This is a genomic window from Planotetraspora sp. A-T 1434 (assembly GCF_025420585.1).
In the GTDB taxonomy this organism is placed as follows: domain Bacteria; phylum Actinomycetota; class Actinomycetes; order Streptosporangiales; family Streptosporangiaceae; genus JAOEGB01.
On sequence record NZ_JAOEGB010000019.1, the window covers coordinates 110,126 to 132,360 of the forward strand.

21 protein-coding genes are annotated in these 22,235 nt (G+C 70.3%); 8 read left to right on the forward strand and 13 right to left on the reverse strand.

Going from position 1 to position 22,235, the window contains the following annotated elements; translation table 11 throughout:
- Positions 1 to 166 precede the first annotated feature (166 nt).
- The 3 genes from N5079_RS23905 to N5079_RS23915 are packed head-to-tail and all read right to left on the reverse strand — an operon-like array spanning position 167 to position 3,915.
- The gene (locus N5079_RS23905; protein ID WP_261586235.1) at positions 167 to 1,759 is read right to left on the reverse strand and encodes a prenyltransferase/squalene oxidase repeat-containing protein; all 1,593 of its coding nucleotides are present in this window, start codon (positions 1,757 to 1,759) and stop codon (positions 167 to 169) included.
- A complete protein-coding gene (locus N5079_RS23910; protein ID WP_261586236.1) occupies positions 1,756 to 2,616 on the reverse strand; it encodes a terpene synthase family protein in 861 nt (286 codons plus the stop codon). Before N5079_RS23910 ends, N5079_RS23905 begins: the two co-directional genes overlap by 4 nt.
- Positions 2,617 to 2,637: 21 nt before the next feature.
- A complete protein-coding gene (locus tag N5079_RS23915; protein ID WP_261586237.1) occupies positions 2,638 to 3,915 on the reverse strand; it encodes a cytochrome P450 in 1,278 nt (425 codons plus the stop codon).
- A gap of 680 nt (positions 3,916 to 4,595) precedes the next feature.
- On the opposite strand from N5079_RS23915, the gene N5079_RS23920 reads away from it, so the two are divergent.
- Positions 4,596 to 5,579, forward strand: a complete 984-nt coding sequence (locus N5079_RS23920; protein WP_261586238.1) for a ketopantoate reductase family protein — start codon at positions 4,596 to 4,598, stop codon at positions 5,577 to 5,579.
- Here N5079_RS23920 and N5079_RS23925 read toward each other — a convergent pair.
- Positions 5,542 to 6,210 carry a response regulator gene (locus tag N5079_RS23925; RefSeq protein WP_261586239.1) on the reverse strand — a complete coding sequence of 223 codons (669 nt, stop codon included), beginning with the start codon at positions 6,208 to 6,210 and terminating at the stop codon, positions 5,542 to 5,544. The two genes, N5079_RS23920 and N5079_RS23925, sit on opposite strands and share 38 nt — an antisense overlap.
- 74 nt (positions 6,211 to 6,284) lie before the next feature.
- Here N5079_RS23925 and N5079_RS23930 point away from each other — a divergent pair, with 74 nt between their 5' ends.
- Positions 6,285 to 6,488, forward strand: a complete 204-nt coding sequence (locus tag N5079_RS23930) for an EF-hand domain-containing protein (RefSeq protein ID WP_261586240.1) — start codon at positions 6,285 to 6,287, stop codon at positions 6,486 to 6,488.
- 157 nt (positions 6,489 to 6,645) lie between these two features.
- Here N5079_RS23930 and N5079_RS23935 read toward each other — a convergent pair whose 3' ends face one another.
- Positions 6,646 to 7,782: an NAD(P)/FAD-dependent oxidoreductase gene (locus N5079_RS23935; RefSeq protein ID WP_261586241.1), complete on the reverse strand. Its 1,137-nt coding sequence runs from the start codon at positions 7,780 to 7,782 to the stop codon at positions 6,646 to 6,648.
- Between N5079_RS23935 and N5079_RS23940 the strand changes: the two genes are divergently transcribed.
- The 5 genes from N5079_RS23940 to N5079_RS23960 all read left to right on the forward strand — a co-directional run bounded on the left by N5079_RS23940 (position 7,781) and on the right by N5079_RS23960 (position 12,600).
- Positions 7,781 to 8,479: a helix-turn-helix domain-containing protein gene (locus N5079_RS23940; protein WP_261586242.1), complete on the forward strand. Its 699-nt coding sequence runs from the start codon at positions 7,781 to 7,783 to the stop codon at positions 8,477 to 8,479. The genes N5079_RS23935 and N5079_RS23940 overlap by 2 nt on opposite strands.
- A 136-nt stretch (positions 8,480 to 8,615) precedes the next feature.
- A complete protein-coding gene (locus tag N5079_RS23945) occupies positions 8,616 to 9,800 on the forward strand; it encodes a homogentisate 1,2-dioxygenase (RefSeq protein ID WP_261586243.1) in 1,185 nt (394 codons plus the stop codon).
- A gap of 55 nt (positions 9,801 to 9,855) precedes the next feature.
- The gene (locus N5079_RS23950) at positions 9,856 to 11,001 is read left to right on the forward strand and encodes an Ig-like domain-containing protein (RefSeq protein ID WP_261586244.1); all 1,146 of its coding nucleotides are present in this window, start codon (positions 9,856 to 9,858) and stop codon (positions 10,999 to 11,001) included.
- A gap of 58 nt (positions 11,002 to 11,059) precedes the next feature.
- Complete coding sequence (locus tag N5079_RS23955) at positions 11,060 to 11,491, forward strand: NfeD family protein (RefSeq protein ID WP_261586246.1); 432 nt, start codon at positions 11,060 to 11,062, stop codon at positions 11,489 to 11,491.
- Positions 11,492 to 11,493: 2 nt separating this feature from the next.
- The gene (locus tag N5079_RS23960) at positions 11,494 to 12,600 is read left to right on the forward strand and encodes an SPFH domain-containing protein (RefSeq protein WP_261586247.1); all 1,107 of its coding nucleotides are present in this window, start codon (positions 11,494 to 11,496) and stop codon (positions 12,598 to 12,600) included.
- On the opposite strand, the gene N5079_RS23965 is transcribed toward N5079_RS23960, so the two are convergent.
- From N5079_RS23965 to N5079_RS23995, 7 genes are read right to left on the reverse strand one after another with little or no spacing between them, the layout of a single operon-like run.
- Positions 12,561 to 14,165, reverse strand: a complete 1,605-nt coding sequence (locus N5079_RS23965) for a YfjP family GTPase (RefSeq protein WP_261586248.1) — start codon at positions 14,163 to 14,165, stop codon at positions 12,561 to 12,563. The genes N5079_RS23960 and N5079_RS23965 overlap by 40 nt on opposite strands.
- Complete coding sequence (locus N5079_RS23970) at positions 14,162 to 15,889, reverse strand: GTPase domain-containing protein (protein ID WP_261586249.1); 1,728 nt, start codon at positions 15,887 to 15,889, stop codon at positions 14,162 to 14,164. The genes N5079_RS23965 and N5079_RS23970 overlap by 4 nt, the downstream gene beginning before the upstream one ends.
- A gap of 60 nt (positions 15,890 to 15,949) precedes the next feature.
- On the reverse strand, positions 15,950 to 16,639 hold the full coding sequence (locus N5079_RS23975) for a response regulator transcription factor (protein ID WP_261586250.1): 690 nt from the start codon (positions 16,637 to 16,639) through the stop codon (positions 15,950 to 15,952).
- Entirely contained in the window at positions 16,636 to 17,217 is a 582-nt protein-coding gene (locus N5079_RS23980; protein ID WP_261586251.1) for a hypothetical protein, read from the reverse strand. The genes N5079_RS23975 and N5079_RS23980 overlap by 4 nt, the downstream gene beginning before the upstream one ends.
- Positions 17,218 to 17,233: 16 nt before the next feature.
- Positions 17,234 to 18,517, reverse strand: a complete 1,284-nt coding sequence (locus tag N5079_RS23985; protein ID WP_261586253.1) for an ABC transporter permease — start codon at positions 18,515 to 18,517, stop codon at positions 17,234 to 17,236.
- Positions 18,514 to 19,254: an ABC transporter ATP-binding protein gene (locus N5079_RS23990; RefSeq protein WP_261586254.1), complete on the reverse strand. Its 741-nt coding sequence runs from the start codon at positions 19,252 to 19,254 to the stop codon at positions 18,514 to 18,516. Before N5079_RS23990 ends, N5079_RS23985 begins: the two co-directional genes overlap by 4 nt.
- Positions 19,251 to 20,366, reverse strand: coding sequence for an efflux RND transporter periplasmic adaptor subunit (locus tag N5079_RS23995; protein WP_261586255.1), 1,116 nt, complete (start codon positions 20,364 to 20,366; stop codon positions 19,251 to 19,253). The genes N5079_RS23990 and N5079_RS23995 overlap by 4 nt, the downstream gene beginning before the upstream one ends.
- A gap of 43 nt (positions 20,367 to 20,409) precedes the next feature.
- On the opposite strand from N5079_RS23995, the gene N5079_RS24000 reads away from it, so the two are divergent.
- Positions 20,410 to 20,823, forward strand: a complete 414-nt coding sequence (locus N5079_RS24000; RefSeq protein ID WP_261586256.1) for a hypothetical protein — start codon at positions 20,410 to 20,412, stop codon at positions 20,821 to 20,823.
- Here the strand turns inward: N5079_RS24000 and N5079_RS24005 are convergent.
- A complete protein-coding gene (locus N5079_RS24005) occupies positions 20,815 to 22,230 on the reverse strand; it encodes a sensor histidine kinase (protein ID WP_261586257.1) in 1,416 nt (471 codons plus the stop codon). The genes N5079_RS24000 and N5079_RS24005 overlap by 9 nt on opposite strands.
- Positions 22,231 to 22,235 lie beyond the last annotated feature (5 nt).

Below are 22,235 nucleotides of genomic sequence, written 5' to 3' on the forward strand. Positions count from 1 at the left end.
ATCTACAGTTAGCAGTCGCTTATCGCCAGGGCGGCGTGCATCGCCCGTCACAGCCCGCCAACCCTAGCAAACACCCCGAATATCGCCGGGAAAAACCACATTTATCAGAGAAATGGGTCGAATGGCCGGGTATAGCGAAATTTGGGCAGTTCCCATGGCCGCCTGATCATAGTTGACCACGGCGGTCAACAACAAGTCGGCTTGACTGTGCGAGATGGAGCGCGGCGAGAACTGCCGCACGCACGATCGCGAGCGGGAGGTAGAGGTCCTTGTCGTGCCACAGCGGGGGACCGCTCCCAGCGTCAGCGGATCGGAGGAGGTATGCGTACCCTCGGGTCGCCGCTTCCTCGACCGGCACCTCCGATCGGGCCAGCAGAAGCGTCTGCAGGCAGTACGCGGTCTCCTCCGCCGTACCTGCCCACCGGCCCCAGGAGCCGTCCGGTCGCTGGGTCTCCAGCACCCACCGCACGGCCTTCCGTACGGCTCGCTGGACGGCCGGAACCGATGCCCCGCCGCCGAAGGCGTCCAGCGCGAGCACGCACGAAACGGTGGCGTAGTAGGGGGATGCGTGCCACCTGTCCTCCCAGCTTCCGTCATCACGCTGCCGGCCGCACAACCACGCTGACAGCTTCCTCATCGATGGCGCGTAGCGCGCGACGGCATCGGGCTTGCGCACCACGTACTGTCCGAACGCATCCAGCACGTGGGCGTTGACGGAAACCGAGGCTCCCTCCTCCCCCTGCCACGTGCAGAAGTGCGTCTCCGTCTCGAACGCCCACAGGCTGTCCGGCTGGTACGGCGTGCCCAGCAGCGCCAGCGCGTACAGCGCGACAGAGGTCGAGTCGGCGTCGGGCGGCAGTCCGGGCCCTGCCGGCGTGCCCTGGGGGCCGATCGCCGATCTGAGGTCCCCCACCATCTCGGGCGGCACGTCGAGGGGCACTCCCGCGCGGGCCAGCGAGCTCAGCACCCAACCTCGTTCGAACACGGTGATGGGGAACCCGACCGGAACGGGGCCGCCGTGCAGTACCGCCACCGCCTCCAGGTGCCGCCGAACGTGATCGACAGGATCGAGCCTGCCCCGAGCGCCGAGCCACGCGGCGGATGCTGCGGGGGAGGCCCCGACCGTTCCTATCGGGGTCGGACGGATCGCGGACGCACCGCTTGCCGCGTCTCCGGCTACCTCCAGCGCGTGCAGGAGTTTCTCCGGCACACCCGTCCCTGACTCCAGCCTGGCTCTCACCATCGCCAGCTTGGTGTCGCTCAGGCCAGGAGGCGATGCCAGCCGCCCGCCGGGGAACTCGACGTGCTTCATTTCGTCGAGGTGCCGGTTGATCATTGCGATCAGCGACGGCACTGTCAGCTCGATCGCAGGCAGGTCAGGCAGGTGGAGACCGGCCGGCGCACCGAGCCACCGGAACAGGACACGCAGCCCTCGGCTGGCCGCCGCGGCCACCGCGACGTGATCCGCGCCCGGGTCACGACGTCGCATCGCGCAAAGGAGCGCTTCGGTGGCGCTCAGCGTCGGCACCAGCGCATAACCGTCCGGAGCCCCCCATCCGCCATCCGCCCCCTGGCCGGCGATCAGGTAAGCCACTCGCTCCGAATGCCCGGTCAGCCAGGGGGCGAGGGTCACCAGCCGTCCGGTTTCGTATACCGACGGAGAGACGGTGCCCCACGGCCGGAGCATCAGGCCGGACACGAGTTCGCCCGCAGCCGCGGGCACGTCGACACCGCGCTGCATGAGATCGCGGACAGTCATAACTGGCCCCAGTAATCAGCGACCCCGTAGAAACCGGCGTTGAATCCAATCTGCCGCTCCAGGTAGGACGCGGCATCCGGGCAGAGTCCTTTCAGCGACTGCACGAGCGCGAGGCAATTCTTGATGAGAACGTCCAGACGCTCCCGCACCTCGGCCGGGCTCAGGTCGAGCAGAAGAGCATTGATGTCCCCCCAGGCCAACTCCCGCTCATAGCCGGCGAAATCATTGAGCAGGCGCAACGCACGTTGCACCGTGATGCCGACTGCCATCAGCTCATCGAGATGGCCGAGGGTTCGCGAGTCGCGAGTGAAGATCCAGTGCGAGATGTTCACAAAAGAGGCCCCCACACTGTCAGAATTCTCCAGGTATTCCTCGAACGTCGGCAAGGCTTCGGGGCCGGCCGACCTCCATTCCCATTCCTTTACCATGGCGGTGAGGAACTTCTCCAGCTGACGCCGCCAGATAGGCTCTATGGGACCGAATTCGGGAACAGTGGCCAGGTCGTCGTATATCTCAGCGAGGAACCGCACAAGAGGCGCGTCCGAGCCGAAACCGATGCTCAGACATTCCCGAGCGATGCCCTCGACCTCGTCCCGGGACTTCGCGACATAGTCGACTTGCCAATCGGCCGCGTACACCCAGAGGCACACCCGAGTAACCGACCGGATTTGATCAGCAGTGCCCTCAGGAGAACAGAAGGCGTTGACGAGGGAGAGCATGGCGAAGAAACCCGGATCGAACGGCTTGGCGGGAAACAGCTGGGGGTATTTCGCAGCGATTCGCTGCACGTCCTGCCAACATTGCAGGGAAATCCCGCATATCCTGCCCTGCCCCGCCGCCGCCTCGAACTCGTCCATTCGGAATGTGATCATTTTCCCTCAGGCGTTTTCGCGGGCCAGCAGTCTCATCTCAACCCGGGGACGGGGGTGCGCTGTCGCACCGGGAAGGGGTGTGTAAGGTCCCGAGCTGGTCAATTGCGGTCGGAACCTGCTCAGAATGCTGGCGACGATGAGCGGGGCCTCGATGTAGAAGAGATGTTGCCCCAGGCACTGCCTCGGCCCACCACCGAAAGGGATATACGACCAGCGGTGCCGCCGTTCGTCACCCTCGGGAGCGAAGCGATCGGGGTCGAAGACGAGTGGGCGATCCCAGAACTCGTCGAGCCTATGCGTGGTATATGGGCTGAGCAGAATCTGCGCGCCGGCGGGGATCCGAACCTGGCCGATGTCGTCCGGCTCCGCCACGATCCGCGGCACAATCCAGGCCGAGGGATACAGACGCAGCAGCTCCTGCAGGACCATCTTCGTGTAGCGCAGCTCCGGCAGGCATTCGGCAGTCACCGGCCCCACCCCGACGACGCGGTCCACCTCGTCATACAAACGACGAGCGACCTGGGGATGCTCGTCCAGGAGCGGCCACAGCCAGGTCAACGCTATCCCCGTCGTCTCGTAGGCCGCTGCGTACATCGCGACGAGATCGTCGCGCATCTGCCGATCACCGACCCCGCTACCGTCCTCGACCCGCGCTCGGGAGAGCGCGGAGACGATATCGGTGCCCTCGTCCGGCTCCGCGCGAGCCCGGCCGATGACCGGAAGCATCACCTCGTCGATCACCTTAACGGCCCCGCCGAAGGCCCAGTCGCCAGGAACGGGGACGCTGTCGGGGAGGAAGGGCATGAGCAGGCGGAGGCTGAACGACGTCGCCGCGGTGTCGTACGCGGGACCGAGCCGCTCGGCGTCGGCCGCCGAGATCTTGTTTCCGAACAGTACCGCGATCACCGCTTTGGCCACCACGCGGGCCATCTCCTCGGCGGCGTCGACCGGTCGCCCTGATCGGGCATGCCGATCCAGAGCGCTGATACCCTCGTTGATCGTCTCGGCCAGGTCTCCGGCCAGCGAGGCGATGTACTTGGCGGTGAAGAGCGGCTGGAGGACCGCTCGGCTGGACTCCCACGAGGCCTCCGAGAAGATGCCCTCACCGGTCAGGCGCCGCGTGGGCCTCCAGAACACTCCGTCGCGGGTGTAGTTACGCCAATTGCCGCGGAGAACGTGCTGGACGTGGTCGGGATGACTCACCAGGTAGGGACGGAAAGGTCCCAGATTCAGGCGGACGATCTCGCCGTGGGCTTGCCTGGCGAAGGTCGCGAGCGCGTTCACAGGATCGCGGAGGAGCCGAGGGAGTACGTGACGGAGGGGAAGGGTTCTGACGTTTCTGGTTGATCTTGTACGGGCTTCGGTAGACATCGCGGGTGTCTCCCACCTGCTCGTGCGGATTCGCGCAGCACGAACGCCGCCCACGGCGGATGGGCGGTTCGAACGAACCAGGGGCAGGACACTCCATCGTGTTCGCCACTGCGCGGATGGTCAGTACTCGCTCGGCCCTGGACGATCAGAGCCCTGCCGACAACTTCGGGGCCTTCTCCCTCACATCTCGCCCGTCGAAGAAGTGACCTCCTTCGACCTCGGTGACGTCACCGGCGAAGTATCACATGATCAATCCCCATTGATCAACGATGCAGGTGAGTGACACTTTTATGGCGATGTGGGACATAGACCGACCTTTGGCCGGTTTGGGACAGAAGCAGCCGTCTGTGACCTCGGCAAACGGGAAAGGGGCCGGACCACGAAGGTCCGGCCCCTCTCGAAAGGCTCGTTACGCGGGCCGAGTGATCAGGATCGCGAGGCCGACAAGGACGACGACCGGGATCAGCCACACCACGACCTCGCCGAGGAACTCCTTGTACATGACCTCGTCCTCCGGGTGACGTGCGAAAAGTGGATCCCAAGCAGCATATTCGCTGGCGCACCCCCAGGGAACCGCGTGCCAGGATCGAGCCATGCGGTACATCATCATCGGCGCCGGGGCCATCGGCGGAACGATCGGCGGGCGGCTCTTCCAGAGCGGTCACGACGTCCTCCTCGTCGCCCGGGGCGCCCACTACGAGACCCTGCGCGACAAGGGGCTCCGGCTGATCACCCCCGACGGCGACACCACGATGCCGATCCCCGCCACCGACCGGCCCGTACGGCTCGGCGACGACGACGTGCTCGTGCTCGCGACCAAGACCCAGGACACGGCCGCGGCCCTCGACACGTGGGCGGGCGCCGAGCACCTGCCCCTCGTGTGCGCGCAGAACGCGGTGGAGAACGAGCGGGTCGCGCTCCGCAGGTTCGGCCGCGTCTACGGCATGTGCCTGTGGCTCCCCGCCCTCCACCTCGAACCGGGAACCGTCGCGTCGTACGGCGCGCCCCTGTCGGGCATGCTGCCAGTCGGGCGCTATCCCCAGGGTGTGGACGAGCTGTCCGAGCGCCTCGCCGCCGACCTCGCCAAGAGCTCCTTCTCCAGCTTCGCCGTGCCGGACATCATGCGCTGGAAGTACGCCAAGCTGCTCGGCAACCTCGGCAACGCCGTGGAGGCGATGTGCGGCCACGCCGACGGCTGGCAGCCGATCATCCAGCAGGTCTACGCCGAGGGCACCGCCGTGCTGGAGGCCGCCGGCATCCCGTACGCCTCCCGCGAGGAGGAGCAGGCGAAGCGGGGCGACTCGGTCGAGATGGCGGCCATCGACGGCGTCCCGCGGCCCGGCGGTTCCTCGTGGCAGAGCCTCGCCAAGGGCAGCGGATCGATCGAGGCCGACTACCTCAACGGCGAGATCGTGCTGCTCGGCCGCCTCCACGGCGTCCCCACCCCGGCGAACCTCGTCCTCCAGCGGGAGGCCAACCGGTTCGCCCGTGAGCGCCGCGCCCCCGGCTCCCTGGACGTCGGAACCCTGGCGGAGCTGATCACGGCTGAAAGCGGTAGCCCATCCCCGGCTCGGTGAGCAGGTGCGCCGGGTGGCCCGGGTCGGCCTCCAGCTTGCGGCGGAGCTGGGCCATGTACTGCCGGAGGTAGTGGCTCTCCTTGAGGTAGGCCGGGCCCCACACCTCGGTAAGGAGCTGCCGTTGCGTGATCAGCTTGCCCGGGTTGCGCAGGAGGATCTCCAGCAGGTGCCATTCGGTGGGCGTCAGCCGTACGCCGCTGGAGACCGTCTTGCGGGACAGGTCCACCTCCAGGTCGCCGAGGCGGACCGTGGGCTCCTCCGCCTCGTGGACCCCCATGCGCCGGGTCACCGCACGGATGCGGGCCAGCAGCTCGTCGACGCCGAACGGCTTGGTCACGTAGTCGTCGGCGCCCGCGTCGAGCGCGTCGACCTTGTCGGCGCTCCCGGCCCGGCCGGACAGCACGATGATCGGCACGCTGGTCCAGCCGCGCAGCCCGTGGATGACGTCGACGCCGTCGATGTCCGGGAGGCCCAGATCGAGGATCACCAGGTCGGGATGCCAGTCCGCGGCCTGCCGCAGGGCGGCTCCCCCGTCGGCGGCGACCTCGACCTCGTAGTGACGCGCCGCCAGGTTGATGCGGAGCGCGCGCAGGAGTTGCGGCTCGTCATCGACGACGAGGATGCGGGTCACGAGTTCAAGGTTACGACCCGGGGGTAGCCGCTTGATCGGCTAAGGTGCTGTGCGCGATCCCCCAGGAGGGCGACATGAGTGAATACGCGGCGACATTTGACCTTATCGACGCCGACAAGGACGGGCGGATCTCCGCCGAGGAGCTGGTGCGGCTGATGGACGTGCTCGGTCAGCCGATCACGGTCGAGGGCGCCCAGGGCGTCATCACCAAGGTCGACGCCGACGGGGACGGCCTGATCGACCTGGCCGAGTTCGGCGCCTGGCTGGAGAACAGCTAAAGCCGGCCACTTGCACCACCCGTCTGATAGGTCACTATGAGGCGGGAGGCAGCATGGCCACGAAAGCGGACAGGGACCTCTGGTGCGCGGTGCCCTCGGGCGTCGCCAAGCTTCTGCGCGGCCGGCCGGCGAGGTCTGCCCTCACCCGTCAGCCGCGTCAGCCGCCGGACGGGGCGGTCTCACCGCTCGTCCTGAGCCCGCGCGCCGCCGTCCGCTCGTGCAGGCCGAACCTCGGCTCCACCTCGCGCACGCCGTCGAGGATGTCCGCGACGTGCTCGGCCAGGGCCGGGGCGTGCTTGAAGCCGTGCCCGGAGTCGCCGCCGAGCAGCCAGACGCCGTCCGCCGCCTCCGCGATGATCCACTCGGCGTCCTTGGTCAGCGTGTACTGGCAGACCTGGCTGAAGACGACCGGCGCGCCCAGGAGCGAGGGAAAGCGCCTTCTGAGGTAGTCGCGCGCCAGTTCCTCGCTGCGCGGCAGCACCTGGCGGCTCCCCGTCTCCACGTCGTACGGCTCGCCCTCGGCGTCGCTGGTGACCTTCATCCCCATCCCATCGAGGTCGCCGTGGCCGTACGCCGAGAGCTCGTAGTCGCAGAACGCGGGCAGCGGCGGCGACGTCCACTCCCGTGGCACGCCGAAGTGCAGGGTGTCCTGCCGGGTCACCTCAAGCTTCAGGTCGAGCTTCAGGTCGAACAGGCCGGGCAGCCACGCCCCGCACGCCCACACGACCCGGTCCGCCGTCAGCACCTCGCCATCGGCCACCACACCGGTCCCCTTCTCGTACGGCTCGGCCCTGGCGCGGACGAACGTGACGCCGGCGGCGCGGGCGAGCCGCGCGGTGACCTGGGTGGCGCGGCGGGCCCGCAGCACCCCGGCGTTCGGCTCCCAGAGGACGAACGCGAGGTCGTCGCCGCCGAACCCCGGGAAGCGGCGTCCCGCCTCCTCCGGATCGAGCCGCTCATGCGGGATATCCAGATTTTTCAGGACCTGGGCGCTCACGCTCTCCCAGCCGTCCTCGCGCTGGGCGAACCACATCATCCCGGTCTCGGTGTAGAGCTCCTCGCCGGCCCGCTCGCCGAGCCGAAGCCAGCCCTCCCGCGCCCGCCAGGCCATGCGGGCGTACCAGTCGTCCGAGCCGTGCGAGCAGCGTAGGAGCCGCGTCTCCCCCGCGCTCGCCTGGTGGACGTGGCCCGGCGCGTACTGCTCGACGAGCGTCACCCGCCAGCCCGTCTCGGCCAGCCGCAGCGCCAGCGACGTCCCCCAGATGCCCGCCCCGACCACGATCACCGACTTCATGAGTCCTATTCTGGCGATAATCGGTTACATGATGACGGCCGAGTCGGCACAGACCCTCGAGCGGGGGTTACGGCTCCTGCGGTTGCTCGCGGACGGCCACCGGGGGCGCACGCCCACCGAGCTGGCCCACGAACTCGGCGTCAGCCGCCCCGCCGTCTACCGGCTGATCACGACGCTGCAGAACGAGGGGTTCGTCCGGCGGGACGCCGACGGGCGGGTGCATCTCGGCTTCGGCGTGCTCGTGCTGGCCCAGGCCGTACAGCCCCTGCTGCGCGCGGCGGCGCTGCCCGCGCTGCGCGCGCTGGCGGAGCGGGCGGGGGCGACGGCGCACCTGACCGTGGCGGAGGGCGACGAGGGGCTGGCCGTGGCCGTGGTCGAGCCGTCGTGGACCGATTTCCACGTGGCCTACCGCGAGGGGTCGCGGCATCCGCTGACGCGGGGCGCGGCCGGGCTGGCGGTGCTCGCGCTCCGCTCCGGAGAGGGCCGGCCGTCCCTCCACCAGAGCAAGGACCAGCTCCAGGAGGGCGCCCGCGGCATCGCCGCGCCGATCCGGGGGCTGCCCTGGCTGGAGGCGTCGGTGGGGGTGGTGTCGTTCAGCGACCTCGACGTGGAATCCGTGGGCCCGCTCGTGCTCTACGCCGCCGAGGAGCTGGCCGTGGCGCTCGCGCACCCGAGACACTCGCAAATCGATCCATAAGCGCAAATCCACCCATAGGCAATGGTTTGACATCTGGGCCCCATTGACGGATCGTCGTACGTATAGAGGACGCTAGCGTCCGCTATCCGGACATCACCTCCGGGACAATGCGACATTCGGACATGGAGGGGTCGCCATGCCGTACTACCGCGTCGTAGGCCAGGTGCCGGGCAAGCGCCACGTGCAGTTCCGGCAGCCCGACGGCCGCCTCTACCAGGAGGAGCTGATGGGCGAGGAGGGCTTCTCGTCCGACTCATCGCTCCTCTACCACCGCCACGCCCCGACCGCGATCGTCAAGGCCGAGCACGTCGAAGGGGCCGTAGACGTGGGCGCTTCCGGGCTCACCCCCAACCTGCCCCTCTCGCCACGCCACTTCCGCACCCAGGACCTCGCGCCGGGCGGCGACCTGGTCTCCGGCCGCTCGCTGCTGGCGGCCAACGCGGACGTCCGGATCTCGTACGCCGCGACGGACCGCCCCAGCGAGCTCTACCGCGACTCCATGGGCGACGAGTGCGTCTACATCGCCAGTGGCAGGGCCCGCTTCGAATCGGCCTACGGGGCCATGGACGCCGGCGAGGGAGACTACGTCGTCGTCCCCACGGGGACGATCCACCGCTGGGTGCCGGAAGGCCGGGTGACCGCGCTGGTCATCGAGGCGGCGGGACACATCCGGCCGCCGAGGCGCTACCTGTCCCAGTACGGCCAGTTCCTGGAGCACGCGCCCTACTGCGAGCGCGACCTGCGCGCGCCCACCGAGCCGCTGCTGGCCGACGGCGAGGACGTGCCGGTCCTCGTCCGCACGCGCGGCGGGCTCACCCGGCTGACCTATGCCCACCACCCGTTCGACGTGGTCGGCTGGGACGGCTGCCTGTATCCCTACGCCTTCAACATCCACGACTTCGAGCCGATCGTGAAGCGCACCCACGCCCCGCCGCCGGTCCACCAGACGTTCGAGGGGCCCGGCTTCGTGATCTGCTCGTTCTGCCCGCGGCCGCTGGACTTCCACCCGGACGCCGTGCCGATCCCGTACAACCACCACAACGTGGACTCCGACGAGTTCATGTTCTACGTGGGCGGCGACTACACGGCCAGGAAGGGCTCGGGCATCGACGTCGGCTCGGTCTCCCTGCACCCGGCGGGCTTCACGCACGGCCCGCAGCCGGGCGCGGTCGAGGCCGCCGTCGAGGCCGTACGGCAGGGCCGCTCGGCCACCAGCGAGATGGCGGTCATGCTCGACACCTTCCGGCCCCTCGACCTCGGCCCGGCGGCCCTGGCCTGCGAGGATCCCGGCTACGCCTGGACGTGGGCGGCGCGGGCCTGACCTCGGACCGCCCACAGAGCGTGTTCTTGTCGTCACCCCTCGCTACTCTTTGGGGATGCGGCACACGGCACCCCTCGCGGCCCTCCTCCTGGTCTGTGCTTTCGCGGTTGTGCTGATGGGAGCCTGCGCGCGCGTGACGCCGCCCCCGCCCCGCATCACGATGTCCCCCGCCGCCGACGCCGTCTCCGCGCCGCCGGACAAGGGACTCGTCGTCACCGCCGGGGGCGGCAGGCTGACCAGCGTGCTGGCCTTCGCCGGGCGCGAACCGGTCCCCGGCGCCTTCGACGCGTCCCACACGTCCTGGCGGTCGGCCTGGACGCTGCGGCCGGGGACGGAATACGTGGTGAACGCCGCGGCCGTCGGCCGTGAGGGCGTCGCGGCGCGGCTCGCGGGCCGGTTCCGGACCCTCCGCCCGGCGCATGGGCTCGGCATCGGGTCCGTCGCGCCGTACGACGGTGAGACCGTCGGCGTGGGCATGCCGATCATCGTGACGTTCACGGGACACGTCCAAGACCGGGCGGCCGTCGAGCGGGCGCTGGAGGTCCGGGCGGGCGTCGAGGGCGCCTGGCACTGGGCCGGCGACAGCCGGGTGGTCTACCGGACCAGGAAACTGTGGCCGGCCAGACACAGGGTCGTCTTCGCGGCCCACCTCGCGGGCGTCCGCGCCGGCCCCGGCACGTACGGCACGGCCGACCGGACCGTCTCCTTCACCGTCGGCCGCGCGATGGTCAGCACGGTGGACACCCTGACGCACCAGATGGTGGTGCGACAGGACGGCGAGGTGGTCCAGCGCATGCCGATCAGCGCGGGCATGGCCACGACCACGGAATACACCACGACCAGCGGCATCCACCTGACGATGGACAAGGGCAACCCGGTCCGCATGATCTCGCCGGGCCGCGACAAGGGCGATCCCGGATACTACGACGTCATGATCGGCTACGCCGTGCGGATCTCCAACAGCGGCGAGTACGTCCACGCCAAGGACAACATCTGGGCCCAGGGCCGGGCCAACGTGAGCCACGGGTGCGTCAACGCCCGGCCGGACCAGGCGAGGTGGTTCTACGAGCACGCCCTCCGGGGCGATCCGGTCATCGTCACGGGCACCGACCGCAAGCTGGAGTGGACGAACGGCTGGGGCTACTGGCAGCTCCCCTGGGCCGACTGGCTCAAGGGCAGCGCGCTCGCGAATCAGAGTTAACGTGAAGGGGAGGAACCCTCACGGATCGGGATCCGTTCATTGCTATGGAGGCGAGGCAATGGACTCGTGGATCGTCTGGCTCATCCTGGCGGCGGCGCTGGGCATCGCCGAGATCTTCACGCTGACCGCCGCGCTCGGGCTCCTGTCCATCGCGGCCCTCCTCACGGCGGGGGTCGCGCTGATCGGGTTCCCGCCCGGCCTCCAGCTCGCCGTCTTCGTCATCGCCTCGGCCGCCGGGCTGCTCGGCGTCCGGCCGATCGCACGGCGGCACATCACCCAGCCCCCACTCCAGCGCTTCGGGGTCTCCGCGCTCGTCGGCAAGGCGGCGTACGTCACCAAGGAGGTCACCGGGCGGGAGGGCAGAGTCCGCATCGGGGGCGAGGAGTGGTCTGCGCGGGCCTACGACGAGACCCTCGTCATCCCCGCCGGGTCCGCCGTCGACGTCATCCAGATCGAAGGCGCCACCGCCCTCGTCTATCCCAGGGAGTGAGCATGGACGCAGCCCTGATCGCCGGCCTGATCGTCGCACTGGTGGCGGTGTTCACGGTGCTGCGCGCCGTCCGCATCGTGCCCCAGGCCAGAGCCGGGAACGTCGAGCGCCTGGGGCGCTACTACCGCACCCTCGGCCCGGGGCTCAACTTCGTCATCCCGTTCGTCGACCGGGTCCGGCCGCTGATCGACCTGCGTGAGCAGGTGGTGTCGTTCAAGCCGCAGCCCGTCATCACCGAGGACAACCTCGTCGTCGACATCGACACGGTCCTCTACTTCCAGGTCACCGACCCGAGGGCCGCGGCGTACGAGATCGCCAACTTCATCCAGGGCGTCGAGCAGCTCACCGTCACCACGCTGCGCAACGTCGTCGGCGGCATGGACCTGGAGAAGACGCTGACCTCCCGTGACACCATCAACAGCCAGCTGCGCGGCGTGCTCGACGAGGCGACCGGCAAGTGGGGCATCCGGGTCAACCGGGTCGAGATCAAGGCGATCGACCCGCCGAAGACCATCAAGGAGGCCATGGAGAAGCAGATGCGCGCCGAGCGGGACAAGCGCGCCGCGATCCTCACCGCCGAGGGCCAGCGGGCGTCGAAGATTCTCACCGCCGAGGGCGAGAAGCAGAGCGCGATCCTCCGTGCGGAAGGTGAGCGGACCGCGCAGATCCTCAAGGCCGAGGGCCAGTCGCAGGCGATCGACGAAGTCTTCCAGGCCGTCCACCGCAACGACCCGGACCCGAAGCTGCTCGCCTACCAGTACCTTCAAGTGCTCCCCCAGCTCGCGCAGGGGCAGGGCAACACGTTCTGGGTGATCCCGAGCGAGGTCACCTCGGCGTTGCAGGGCGTCTCCAAGGCGTTCACGGAGGCGCTGCCGGTGTCGCCGGCCGTCCGGGAGCGCGAGCCGAGCCGCGCCGGGAGCGAGGCCGTCGCCGAGGCCGAGAGGGCCGCCGCGGAGGCCAAGGCCGAGGCGGAGGACACGCTGACGGCGGGCCCCCGGCAGATCGAGGCCCCCGGCCCCCAACTCGGCCCCCAACTCGGCCCCCAGCTCGATCCGGACGCCGACCCGCTTCAGCGCGCCGACGTGACCCGATCGACGAAGCGGGCGTAGCGGGCCAGCTCCTCCCCCGCGGGGGCGACGACCAGCTCTTCGCCGACCCGCTCTATGCCGGCCCGCAGGACCTTCGCCGACTTGCGGGCCCGGCGTCCGCCGCCGATCCAGGCCACCAGCCGGCAGAGCAGCGCGACGACCACCCCGGCGACCGCGCCGCCGATCAGCAGCACAGTCGGCCAGGGCGCCTGGCCCAGCGTCGGCGTCGGGGGCCTCGGCAGCATGAGGTAGCCGAGGGCGAACAGCGCGAGCAGCCAGAGCGCCCCCACCGCCATCGCCCCGACGAGCAGCCACTGCAGCGTCCCGGCCATCCGCCACCAGCGGGGCGGCCGGGAGGCCCCGAGGGAGGCCGTGGTCACCGTCCGGTCCAGGGCGTCCGCCAGCTCGCCGGCCCGTGACCGCGCGGCATGCCGTACGGCTGACGCCCAGGGCTCCGGCACGCCCGCCGAGGCCGCCGCCCCGACCTCGCGCAGGGCCGTGTCCACCGCCGGCAGCTGGACGGAGGTGCCGACCGGAAGCTCCGCGCGGACCCGCGTCCGGAGGCGGCGGAGGGGGTCCGGCCTGAGCTTGCGCAGCCACCGCGTCACCGGCCAGCCGGTCGCGGCGACCGCCCGGTGCCGGTGGGCCTTCGCGACGGCCTCCACCACCAGCGGCACGGCGGCCGCCTGGGAGAGCGCCTTCGACAGCGGCTTCCCCAGCAGCCCCGGCAGGGCCGCCGGCATGAGCGGGGCGTTCTCTGGGGCGGGAGCCGTGCCGCCCGACGCGGCGAGCAGGGCGTCGGCGGCCGTGCCGGCGTCGGCGGCCAGCCTGGACGCCCACGCGGCACGCCGGGAGACCTGGCGGTCGAGCGCGGCGCGAAGCTCGGGCAGGCCCTGGCCGGTCTTCGCCGACACGCCGATGACCGGGACGTCGTGCAGGCCGTCGGCCTCCAGCAGCCTGCTCAGGTCGTCGAGGCAGCGCTTGACCGCCCGCTCGGGCAGCCGGTCGATCTGGTTGAGCACGACCAGCATCACGTCCCGGTGGCGGGCGAGCGGCTGGAGGTAGCGCTCGTGCACGGCCGCGTCCGCGTACTTCTGCGGATCGAGCACCCACACCAGCAGATCCACGACGGCGACCAGCCGGTCGACCTCCAGCCGGTGCGACAGCTCGATCGAGTCGTGGTCGGGCAGATCCAGCAGGACCAGCCCCGGGTCTTCGCTCGGACTCTCGCCGACCGTGTGGCGGAGCGGGACGTCGAGCCAATCGAGCAGTGGGCCCGAGCCGTCGGGCCCCCACAGGGCGGCCTGCGCCTTCGAGGTCGTGGGCCGGGTCACGCCGACCGCGGCCAGCTCGGTCCCCGACAGGGCGTTGAACAGCGACGACTTCCCGCTTCCCGTCGCCCCGGCGAGGGCGACGGCCGTATGGTCCACGGACAGGCTCCGCCGTACCCCCGCGCGGGCGACCACGTCGCGGGCCCGATCGACCGTCGCCTGATCCAGCCGCCCCTCCGCGAGGTCGGCCGCCTCCGCCAGCGCCGCGAGCCGGTCGTCCAGCGTCGCCTCGCCCTTCCTCCGCAGGAGCCTCACAGAGCGCCCCTTTCCTGTACGGCCTTCGCCGCGTCCCTGAGGTGGGCGGACGTGTCGTCGGCGGGGCCGAGGCCGTCCAGCAGCGAGGTGAACCGCGACCGCTCATCGTCGAGGATCTCGCGGACCCGGCGGCGGAGGTCCTCGCGGGCGCTCTGGGTCAGTGTCCGGACGGCCTGGTCGCCGAAGATGGCCTCCAGCAGCTTCTGGCTCAGCAGGCTCGTGCCGCCCGCGATGCCGATCTCGATGCCGGTGATCCCCCCGGTGGAAGCGAACACCGCGAGCATCAGCATCACGCCCAGGCTGTTGACGCCGAACGACGCGGCCCGCGCGACCGTCCGCCTGTCGGTGCCCTCGGACCTGACCAGGTCGAGCACGTAGCCCTGCCACTCCCGCACGGCCGCACTCGCCCGTGACGACAGATCGGAGGAGGCCCGGCCGAGCCGTCCGGTGACAGTGACGCCGGACTGCTCCAGCAGGTCACGGCCGGCCGGCATGGCGAGCCAGGACTCCACGGCCCGCTCCGCCGCCCCGTCGGCGGTGGCCCGGATCAGGGTCTCCACGCCGCTCTCCAGCGCCACCCGCAGCTCCTTGTCCGGGGCGGGCCGCCCGGTGAACGCGGCGGTGATGCGGTCGCGGAGCCACCCGATGCGGGACTCCAGCGACCGCATCAGGTCTCCCGTGCCGATGAAGTCCTGCCAGCGGGCCAGGACCTCGCCGCGGAGCAGCAGGCCGTCCCGCATGCCCTCGTCGAACGCGGACATCCCCGAGTCGTAGGCCTTCTCCACGACGGCGCGCAGCTCCGCGATCCCGGCGCGCTGCCTGTCGACCCGGTCGGCGAGCGCGGGCACCCGCGTCCCCAGGCTGTCCAGCGCGCCGGAGAGCGTCTGCCGCACCACGGCGGCCCGCGCCCGCGCGTCGACCGAGAGCCGGGCGAGCCAGGTCGCGATCGGCTGTACGGCGTGCGCGGGCAGCCGCGCGTGCTCGGAAGGGAGCTCCAGCTCGGGAACGGTGAACAGGGGGGCGTCGCCCAGGCCGTGCTCCCGGAGCAGCCGGGTCAGGTCGGCGGTCACCGGTTCACACGCCTCGGCGGGCACCCGCTGCAGGATGATCGCGAGAGCCGTGCTGCGCTCCCGGGCGAGCCGCAGGAAGCTCCACGGCACCTCGTCGGCGTATCGGGACGCCGTGGTGACGAACAGCCACAGATCGGCCGCCGCGAGGAGCTGCGCGGCCAGTTCGCGGTTGGTGGAGACGATCGAGTCGATGTCGGGCGCGTCGAGCAGGGCCAGCCCGGCGGGCAACCTGTCGGCGGTCGCGATCCGGAGGGTGCCCGGCTCGCCACGGCCACCCCCAGTGATCCCAGGTAGCCCCGTGACCCTGGGCAGCCCCGGAAGGATGCTCGTGGAGGTGAACCAGGCCGCGTCGGCCGGGTTGCACACCAGCGTCGGGGCAAGCGTCGTCGGTCGCAGCACCCCCGGCTCGGTGACGTTCGCTCCGACCAGCGAGTTCACCAGGGTGGACTTGCCCGCGCCGGTCGAGCCGCCGACCACGGCCAGCAGCGGTGCGTCGATGGCCGCCAGCCGGGGCAGGAGGTAGTCGTCGAGTTGCCCGCTCAGCTCCTTCAGGGCGCGCCGGTCGGCCGCGACGTCGCCGATCGCGAGAGGGAACAGGTCGTGATCGAGGTGTTGCCGCAGCGTCTTGAGGGCCGCCAGGAGCCCAACGTTCATACCCCCCGACCTTCCCCCAAATCGGCCGCCGATGCCTGGGAAGATGCCGGCCCTTCCGGCTCACTGCCGTGGGGGACGGAGGACGTAGCCCACGCCCCGCAGTGTGTGAATCAGCTTCGGACCGGTCGTGTCGACCTTGCGCCTCAGATAGGACACGTAGGACTCGACGATGTTGCGGTCGCCCGCGAAGTCGTAGCGCCACACATGGTCGAGGATCTGCGCCTTGGACAGCACGCGGCCCTGATTGACCAGGAAGTAGTGGAGCAGCTTGAACTCGGTCGGCGACAGCCGTACCGGCCGGCCTCCTCGCCAGACCCGGTGGGTGGTCTCGTCCATCTCCAGGTCCGCGATCTTCAGCCGCGCCGGAACGCCGGGCTCGCCGCCCGTCCGGCGGAGCACCGTCCGGATCCTGGTTAGCACCTCCTCCAAGCTGAACGGCTTGGTCACGTAGTCGTCCCCGTGGGAGAGCCCGTCGATCTTGTCTTCGATCGAGTCCCGCGCGGTGAGGAACAGCACGGGGATCCGGTGTCCGGCGGCGCGCAGCCGGTCGGTGACGGCGATGCCGTCCATGTCCGGCAGCATCACGTCGAGCACGATCAGGTCGGGTCGCATCCGTTCGGCGACCTCCAGTGCCTCCTGGCCGTCCGACGCGGTCACCACGTGGAATCCGGCGTACCGCAGGCTCGCCGAAAGCAGCTCCCTGATGTTCACCTCGTCGTCCACGACCAGGAGTTGGACGTCGGCGGTCACGAGGCCGGCCCCCGTCCCTGGGACGAGCCCTCGCTGACGGATGTGGCGTTCACCATGCCCTCGGAGTCCAGGGGGCCCGAGACGACCACGACGGCGCCCGCCTTCAGATCCTTGACCTTGCCCTGCCTGCTCACCTGGATCTTGGTATCGCCGCTGGTCCTCACCACGACGACGCCATCGGCCGTCTGGACATAGATCTTGTCGCCGTCCACCAGTTTGACCGTGCCGAAGGTCACGTTGCCCGCCGTGCCGCCGGAACCTCGGGCCGAGCCGCCGAAACCCCCGCCGCCGAAACCCCCGCGACCGAAACCCCCGCGACCGAAACCTCCGCCGCCCACGCCTCCGCCGCCGAAGCCCCCGGTTCTGACCGCCGTGGGGGTGGCGGAGGCCGCCGCCGTGCCCCAGGCCTTCTGCGCCTGGATGCCGGCGAGCAGCCCCACCACGAGCACGACGCCCGCGCCGAGCGCGAGGGTGACCTTCGACGGCCCGCCTCCGCCGGGCCGGGCCGCCAGCTCGGCTTGGAGATCGTCCTCGAACGGCGAGGAATCCAGGAGGTCCTCGGCGTTGTGCCTGCTCATATCCATCTCCTGGCGATCACTCGAAGCGAAGGGCGTCGATCGGGCGCAGCCTGGCCGCCCGGTTGGCGGGATAGCTGCCGAAGAACAGGCCGATCGCGACGGAGACGCCCAGCGCCAGCGCGATCGAGGTCGGCACGATGACGGGTTTCACCCCCGCGATCGTGAACTGGGCGCCGATCACCGCGATCGCCACCCCCAGGAGGCCGCCGACCAGGCTCAGCATGGTCGCCTCGGCGAGGAACTGGCCGAGTATGGCTCCCTTGGGCGCCCCGATCGCCTTGCGGATGCCGATCTCCCGGGTCCGCTCGGTGACGGTCACCAGCATGATGTTGGTGATGCCGATGCCGCCCACGAGGAGGCTGATCGCGGCCACCGCGCCCAGCAGCACGGTGAACGTGCCGGTCGCCGCGCTGACCGTCTCCTGCAGCGTCGCCTGGTTGAGGATGCGAAAGTCGGCGGACGCCGTGCCCGTGATGCCGTGCCGCTGGTCGAGCACCCCCGTCACCTCGGACTGGGCCGCGTCGACCACGTCGGCACTCCTGGCCTGGACGAGGATCTGGCCGAGCGGCCCGAAGCCGGTGAGGCTCTGCTGTACGGCCGGCAGCGGCGCGATGGCGACGTCGTCGGCGTCCTGGAAGCCGGAGGATCCGGCCTCCCTGAGCACGCCCACGACGGTGAACGGCACGCCCGAAACGTTGATCTGCCTGCCGACCGGGTCGACCGTGCCGAAAAGGTCGCCGGCCACGGTCTTCCCGATGACCACGACCTTGCGGGAGGCCAGCACGTCGTCGTTGAAGAAGTAGGTGCCCTTCGCCACCGGCTTGTTCGATGCCTCGAAGTAGCTCGGATAAGTGCCGACGAACTGGCCGATCGAGTGCCCGGCGCCCTCAAAGGCGGCCGTCAGGCCCTGTGCGGTGACGATCGGGGAGACGCTCTTCACCGACGGCGCGTTCCGCGGGTCGGCCAGCGCCTCGGCGTCCTGCACCGTCAGGTCCTTGGCCTGCGTACGTGGACCCGGATTCCGCTGCCGCGCATCGGCGACACCGCCACCGCCGCCTCCGAACAGTCCCCCACCACCACCTCGGCCCCCACCGCCCGACGTCGACGGGGAGACCGTCAGCGTGTTGGAGCCGAGGCGCTGGATGTTCCGCTGGATCTGCTGCGACGACCCTTCGCCGACGGCGACCAGCAGGATCACCGCCGCCACGCCGATGAGGATGCCGAGTGTGGTGAGCGCGCTGCGCATCTTGTTCGCGGTCAGGCCGCGAACCGCGAACCGGAGAACCTCGGTCGTGTTCACGTGGCCACCTCCGCGAGCCGTGGGGGAAGGCCGCCGACCGGCGACCTGCGGACGTCCTCGATCACCCGGCCGTCCATGAGCCGGATGATCCGCTTGGCATGCGCGGCGACGTCCTCCTCGTGGGTGATGACGACGATGGTCCGGCCTCTCGCGCTGAGACGGTCGAAAATGTGCATGACGTCCTGACTCGCCCTGCTGTCGAGGGCTCCCGTCGGCTCGTCGGCGAGCAGCAGGGTCGGCGCGGTGACGAGCGCCCGGGCCACCGCCACCCGCTGCTGCTGCCCACCGGACAACTCGTTGGGCTGGTGGCGGACCCGGTCGGCGAGCCCCACCCGGTCGAGCGCGGCGAGCGCCCGGCTCCGCCGTTCCGCCGCCTTGACGCCCCCGTACGCCAGAGGGAGCTCCACGTTGGCCAGCGCGCTCATCCGGGGGATCAGGTTGAAGGACTGGAACACGAACCCGACCTTCCGGTTGCGGACGATCGCGAGCCGCACGTCGTCCAGCCGCCCCACATCGGTGCCGTCCAGCAGGTAGCGGCCCGTGGACGGCACATCGAGACAGCCGATGATGTTCATCAGCGTCGACTTGCCCGACCCGGAGGCCCCCATGATCGCGACATAGTCGCCGCGTTCGACCGTGAGCGAGACCCCGCGCAGCGCGTGGACCGTCGCCTCACCCCCGCCGTAGACCTTGGTCACGTCCCTGATGTCGAGGACCGGTGCGGATCGCGGCGTCATCGCCCCGTCCCCCTCCGGAAGCCGCCGAACCCACCCGGGAACTGGAGGCCGTCCGTGGTGGTCGCGGGCAGGGTCCGTACGACCTGGTCTCCCTCGTTGAGCCCCGACTTGATCTCGGTGGTCGAGTCGCCCCTGACCCCGGTCTCCACTCGTTTCACGACCTGCTTGCCGTTCTCCAGGACCGTGACCGTGCTCTGGCCGCCCGCGGTCGTGATGGCGGAGGTGGCCACGGTCAGCACGTCGCCGACCTTGTCCACGACCACCTCGACGCTCGCGGTCTGGCCGAGCCGTACGACCCGCGGGACGCCGGTCAGGGAGACGGTCACCGCGTACTGGACCACGTTGTCGCTGGTGTGCGGCTGCGGGTCGATCACCGTCACCCTGCCACCGGCGCTCACCCCGGGGAGCGCGTCGAAGGTGACCGTGGCCGCCTGGCGGACCTTGAGCCTGGTGACGTCGGCCTCGGTGAAATCGCCGATCACCTGGAGCCTGGAGGCGTCCGCGATCTCGATGAAGCCCCCGCTGCCGGCGGAGCCTGATGAACCGCTTGAGGAACCGCTTGAGGAACCGCTTGAGGAACCGCTTGAGGAACCGCTTGAGGAACCGCTTGAAGAACCGCCGACGGATCCGTTCACGGCGATGACCGTCCCGGCGAAGGGCGCCTTGATCACCGTCCCGGCGAGCGCCCGCTTCGCGGCCCGATAGGAGTTCCTCGCGCTGATGTACTGCGAGTAGCCCGAGGGGGTCGAGGTGTCCCCCGCCTCCGCGGCGGCGAGGGCCGCCTTCTCGGCGTCGAGGCTCTCCCGGGCGGCGGTGTCGTCAAGCCGCGCGAGCACCTCCCCCTTCCTGACCTTGTCCCCCGTCTCGACCTTGATCGACTCGACCGTGCCGCTGGTGCCGAAATCGAGAGCCCTGGTCCGTGCGCTCCCCACCGATCCGGAGGCTGAGACCGACGACAGGACCGTCCCGCGTGTGACCCGCGTGGTCAGCGGCGTCGCCTCGGTTGAGGAGTCGCCCCCCAGGGAGGCGTAGGCCGCACCCACCCCACCGAGCAGCAGCATCCCCAGGACGCCGTTGATGATCAGTGCTCTGCGCTTCGCCGACAGCTTCACGAAGCTGAACCCTGGCGGATCCGGCTTCGGGCAACTTCGGCCAATGCTGAAGGTTTCCTGGCAGTCGTATCCACAGGCAACTTTCAGGTACGGCCAAGCGGGCAATCACGTGGCCTCCCCCGACCTGCTCGTCCGCTACGGCGTGACGATCTCGTTCGGCACCCGCCCGGCCAGGCTGCTGCTCGGGCAGAGCGCGACCGTGCGGGTGACGACCGGTGACGCGGCCGACGCCCTGTACATCCCCGCGCAAGCCGTACGGACCCAGGCGAACGGGACCACGACGGTAACCGTCAGGGACGGCGGCGGCCAGGGGCGGCGGGTCGGTCGTCAAGACGGGCCTACGCGGCGACCGATATGTCCAGATCGTCGACGGGCTCTCCGAAGGGGACAAGTCGTCCTGCCGGCGAGCACGACGACCGGCGGCTTCCCCGACGAGGGCTTCCCCCGCTCACGGTAGGGCGTCAGGCGCGAGCGGCAGGGCGTCAGGCGCGAGCGGGAGCACGATGCGGAAGGCAGCCCCAGCTCCCGGTGCCGTCTGTACGGTGGCGGTCCCCCCGTGCGCCCGAACGAGCGAGTCCACGATGGCCAGCCCGAGCCCACTGCCTCCCGAGGGCCGGGTCCGCGAGGGGTCGGCGCGGTAGAAGCGCTCGAAGACCCGCTCGGCCTGCTCGGCGGTGAGCCCCGGCCCCTTGTCGGCGACCTCGACGAAGGCATTCCCTCCGGTCGCCCCCACGCGGACCGTGATCGGGGTCCCCTCCGGGGTGTGGGTCGTCGCGTTGCTCATCAGGTTGCCCACGACCTGACGAAGCCGCACCTCGTCTCCGAGAACGATCAGCGCCGCATCCCCGTCAATCAGGAGGGACACGTCCCGGTCCGGGGAGAGGATCCTCGTGTCGTTCACGGCGTCGACGGCGATGGCGAGCAGGTCTACGGGCTCGGCCTGCAGGGGACGCTGCTGGTCGAGGCGGGCGAGCAGCAGCAGGTCCTCCACGAGAAGGCCCATGCGGGCGGCCTCGCTCTCGATCCGAGCCAGCAGACGCGTCACGTCGGCGTCCGGCACCTGCCGGTGGAACTCGGCGAACCCCCGAATCGACGTCAGAGGGGTCCGCAGCTCGTGGGAGGCGTCCGCGATGAACCGGCGCATCCTGGCCTCCGATTCGCGGGCGGACGCTTCGGACGCCGCGCGGGCCTGGAACGCCGCCTCGATCTGGGCCAGCATGCCGTTGAGTGATCGGGCGAGCCGCCCGACCTCCGTTCTGGGATCCCGGTCGGGAATGCGGCTGCTGAGGTGACCCTGCGCGATGGCCTCGGCGGTCCCCTCGATCTCGGCCAGCGGCTGCAGGCTCCGCCGTACGATCATGACGCCGACGACGGCGAGGACGGCCATCACGACCCCGCCGACCAGCAACTCGATGAGCGCGAGCCGACCGGTGATCTGCTGCACCGAGGCCAGGTCCACGGCGACAATCATGCTGCCCTGGTCGCTGATCGCGACCAGTCGTGCCCGCCACAGGCCGTCACCCGACAGGGCGGCGACCGTCTGCGGGACCTGTGACGTGACGGCATCGGGACCGGGCCGGCTCTCGACGGCCATCCCCGCCTGGAGCAGGATCGTCCTTCCGTCACGGTCGCGAATCTCCACGCGGCCCTCCGGCGGAACCCTCAGGTAGCTGAAGGCCGCCGGTCCGCGGTGAAGCCGCTTCATTACGTCGGCGGTCACCAGGCCGAGCTGCATGTCCACCCGGCTGACCAGGTAGTCGCGGAGCACCGACACGCTGGCCACTCCGATGACGGCCAGGGCGACGGCGACCAGCGCCAGCATGGCCGCGCTGAGCCTGATCCGCAGTGGCGTCCGCCCCGACACGGGCG

Coding starts and splice junctions, on each gene's coding strand:
- N5079_RS23905 (WP_261586235.1), bottom strand. CDS start 1,759: ATGACTGTCCGCGATCTCATGCAGCGCGGTGTCGACGTGCCCGCGGCT.
- N5079_RS23910 (WP_261586236.1), bottom strand. CDS start 2,616: ATGGACGAGTTCGAGGCGGCGGCGGGGCAGGGCAGGATATGCGGGATT.
- N5079_RS23920 (WP_261586238.1), top strand. CDS start 4,596: ATGCGGTACATCATCATCGGCGCCGGGGCCATCGGCGGAACGATCGGC.
- N5079_RS23930 (WP_261586240.1), top strand. CDS start 6,285: ATGAGTGAATACGCGGCGACATTTGACCTTATCGACGCCGACAAGGAC.
- N5079_RS23940 (WP_261586242.1), top strand. CDS start 7,781: ATGAGTCCTATTCTGGCGATAATCGGTTACATGATGACGGCCGAGTCG.
- N5079_RS23935 (WP_261586241.1), bottom strand. CDS start 7,782: ATGAAGTCGGTGATCGTGGTCGGGGCGGGCATCTGGGGGACGTCGCTG.
- N5079_RS23945 (WP_261586243.1), top strand. CDS start 8,616: ATGCCGTACTACCGCGTCGTAGGCCAGGTGCCGGGCAAGCGCCACGTG.
- N5079_RS23950 (WP_261586244.1), top strand. CDS start 9,856: ATGCGGCACACGGCACCCCTCGCGGCCCTCCTCCTGGTCTGTGCTTTC.
- N5079_RS23955 (WP_261586246.1), top strand. CDS start 11,060: ATGGACTCGTGGATCGTCTGGCTCATCCTGGCGGCGGCGCTGGGCATC.
- N5079_RS23960 (WP_261586247.1), top strand. CDS start 11,494: ATGGACGCAGCCCTGATCGCCGGCCTGATCGTCGCACTGGTGGCGGTG.
- N5079_RS23970 (WP_261586249.1), bottom strand. CDS start 15,889: ATGAACGTTGGGCTCCTGGCGGCCCTCAAGACGCTGCGGCAACACCTC.
- N5079_RS23980 (WP_261586251.1), bottom strand. CDS start 17,217: ATGAGCAGGCACAACGCCGAGGACCTCCTGGATTCCTCGCCGTTCGAG.
- N5079_RS23990 (WP_261586254.1), bottom strand. CDS start 19,254: ATGACGCCGCGATCCGCACCGGTCCTCGACATCAGGGACGTGACCAAG.
- N5079_RS24000 (WP_261586256.1), top strand. CDS start 20,410: ATGCTGAAGGTTTCCTGGCAGTCGTATCCACAGGCAACTTTCAGGTAC.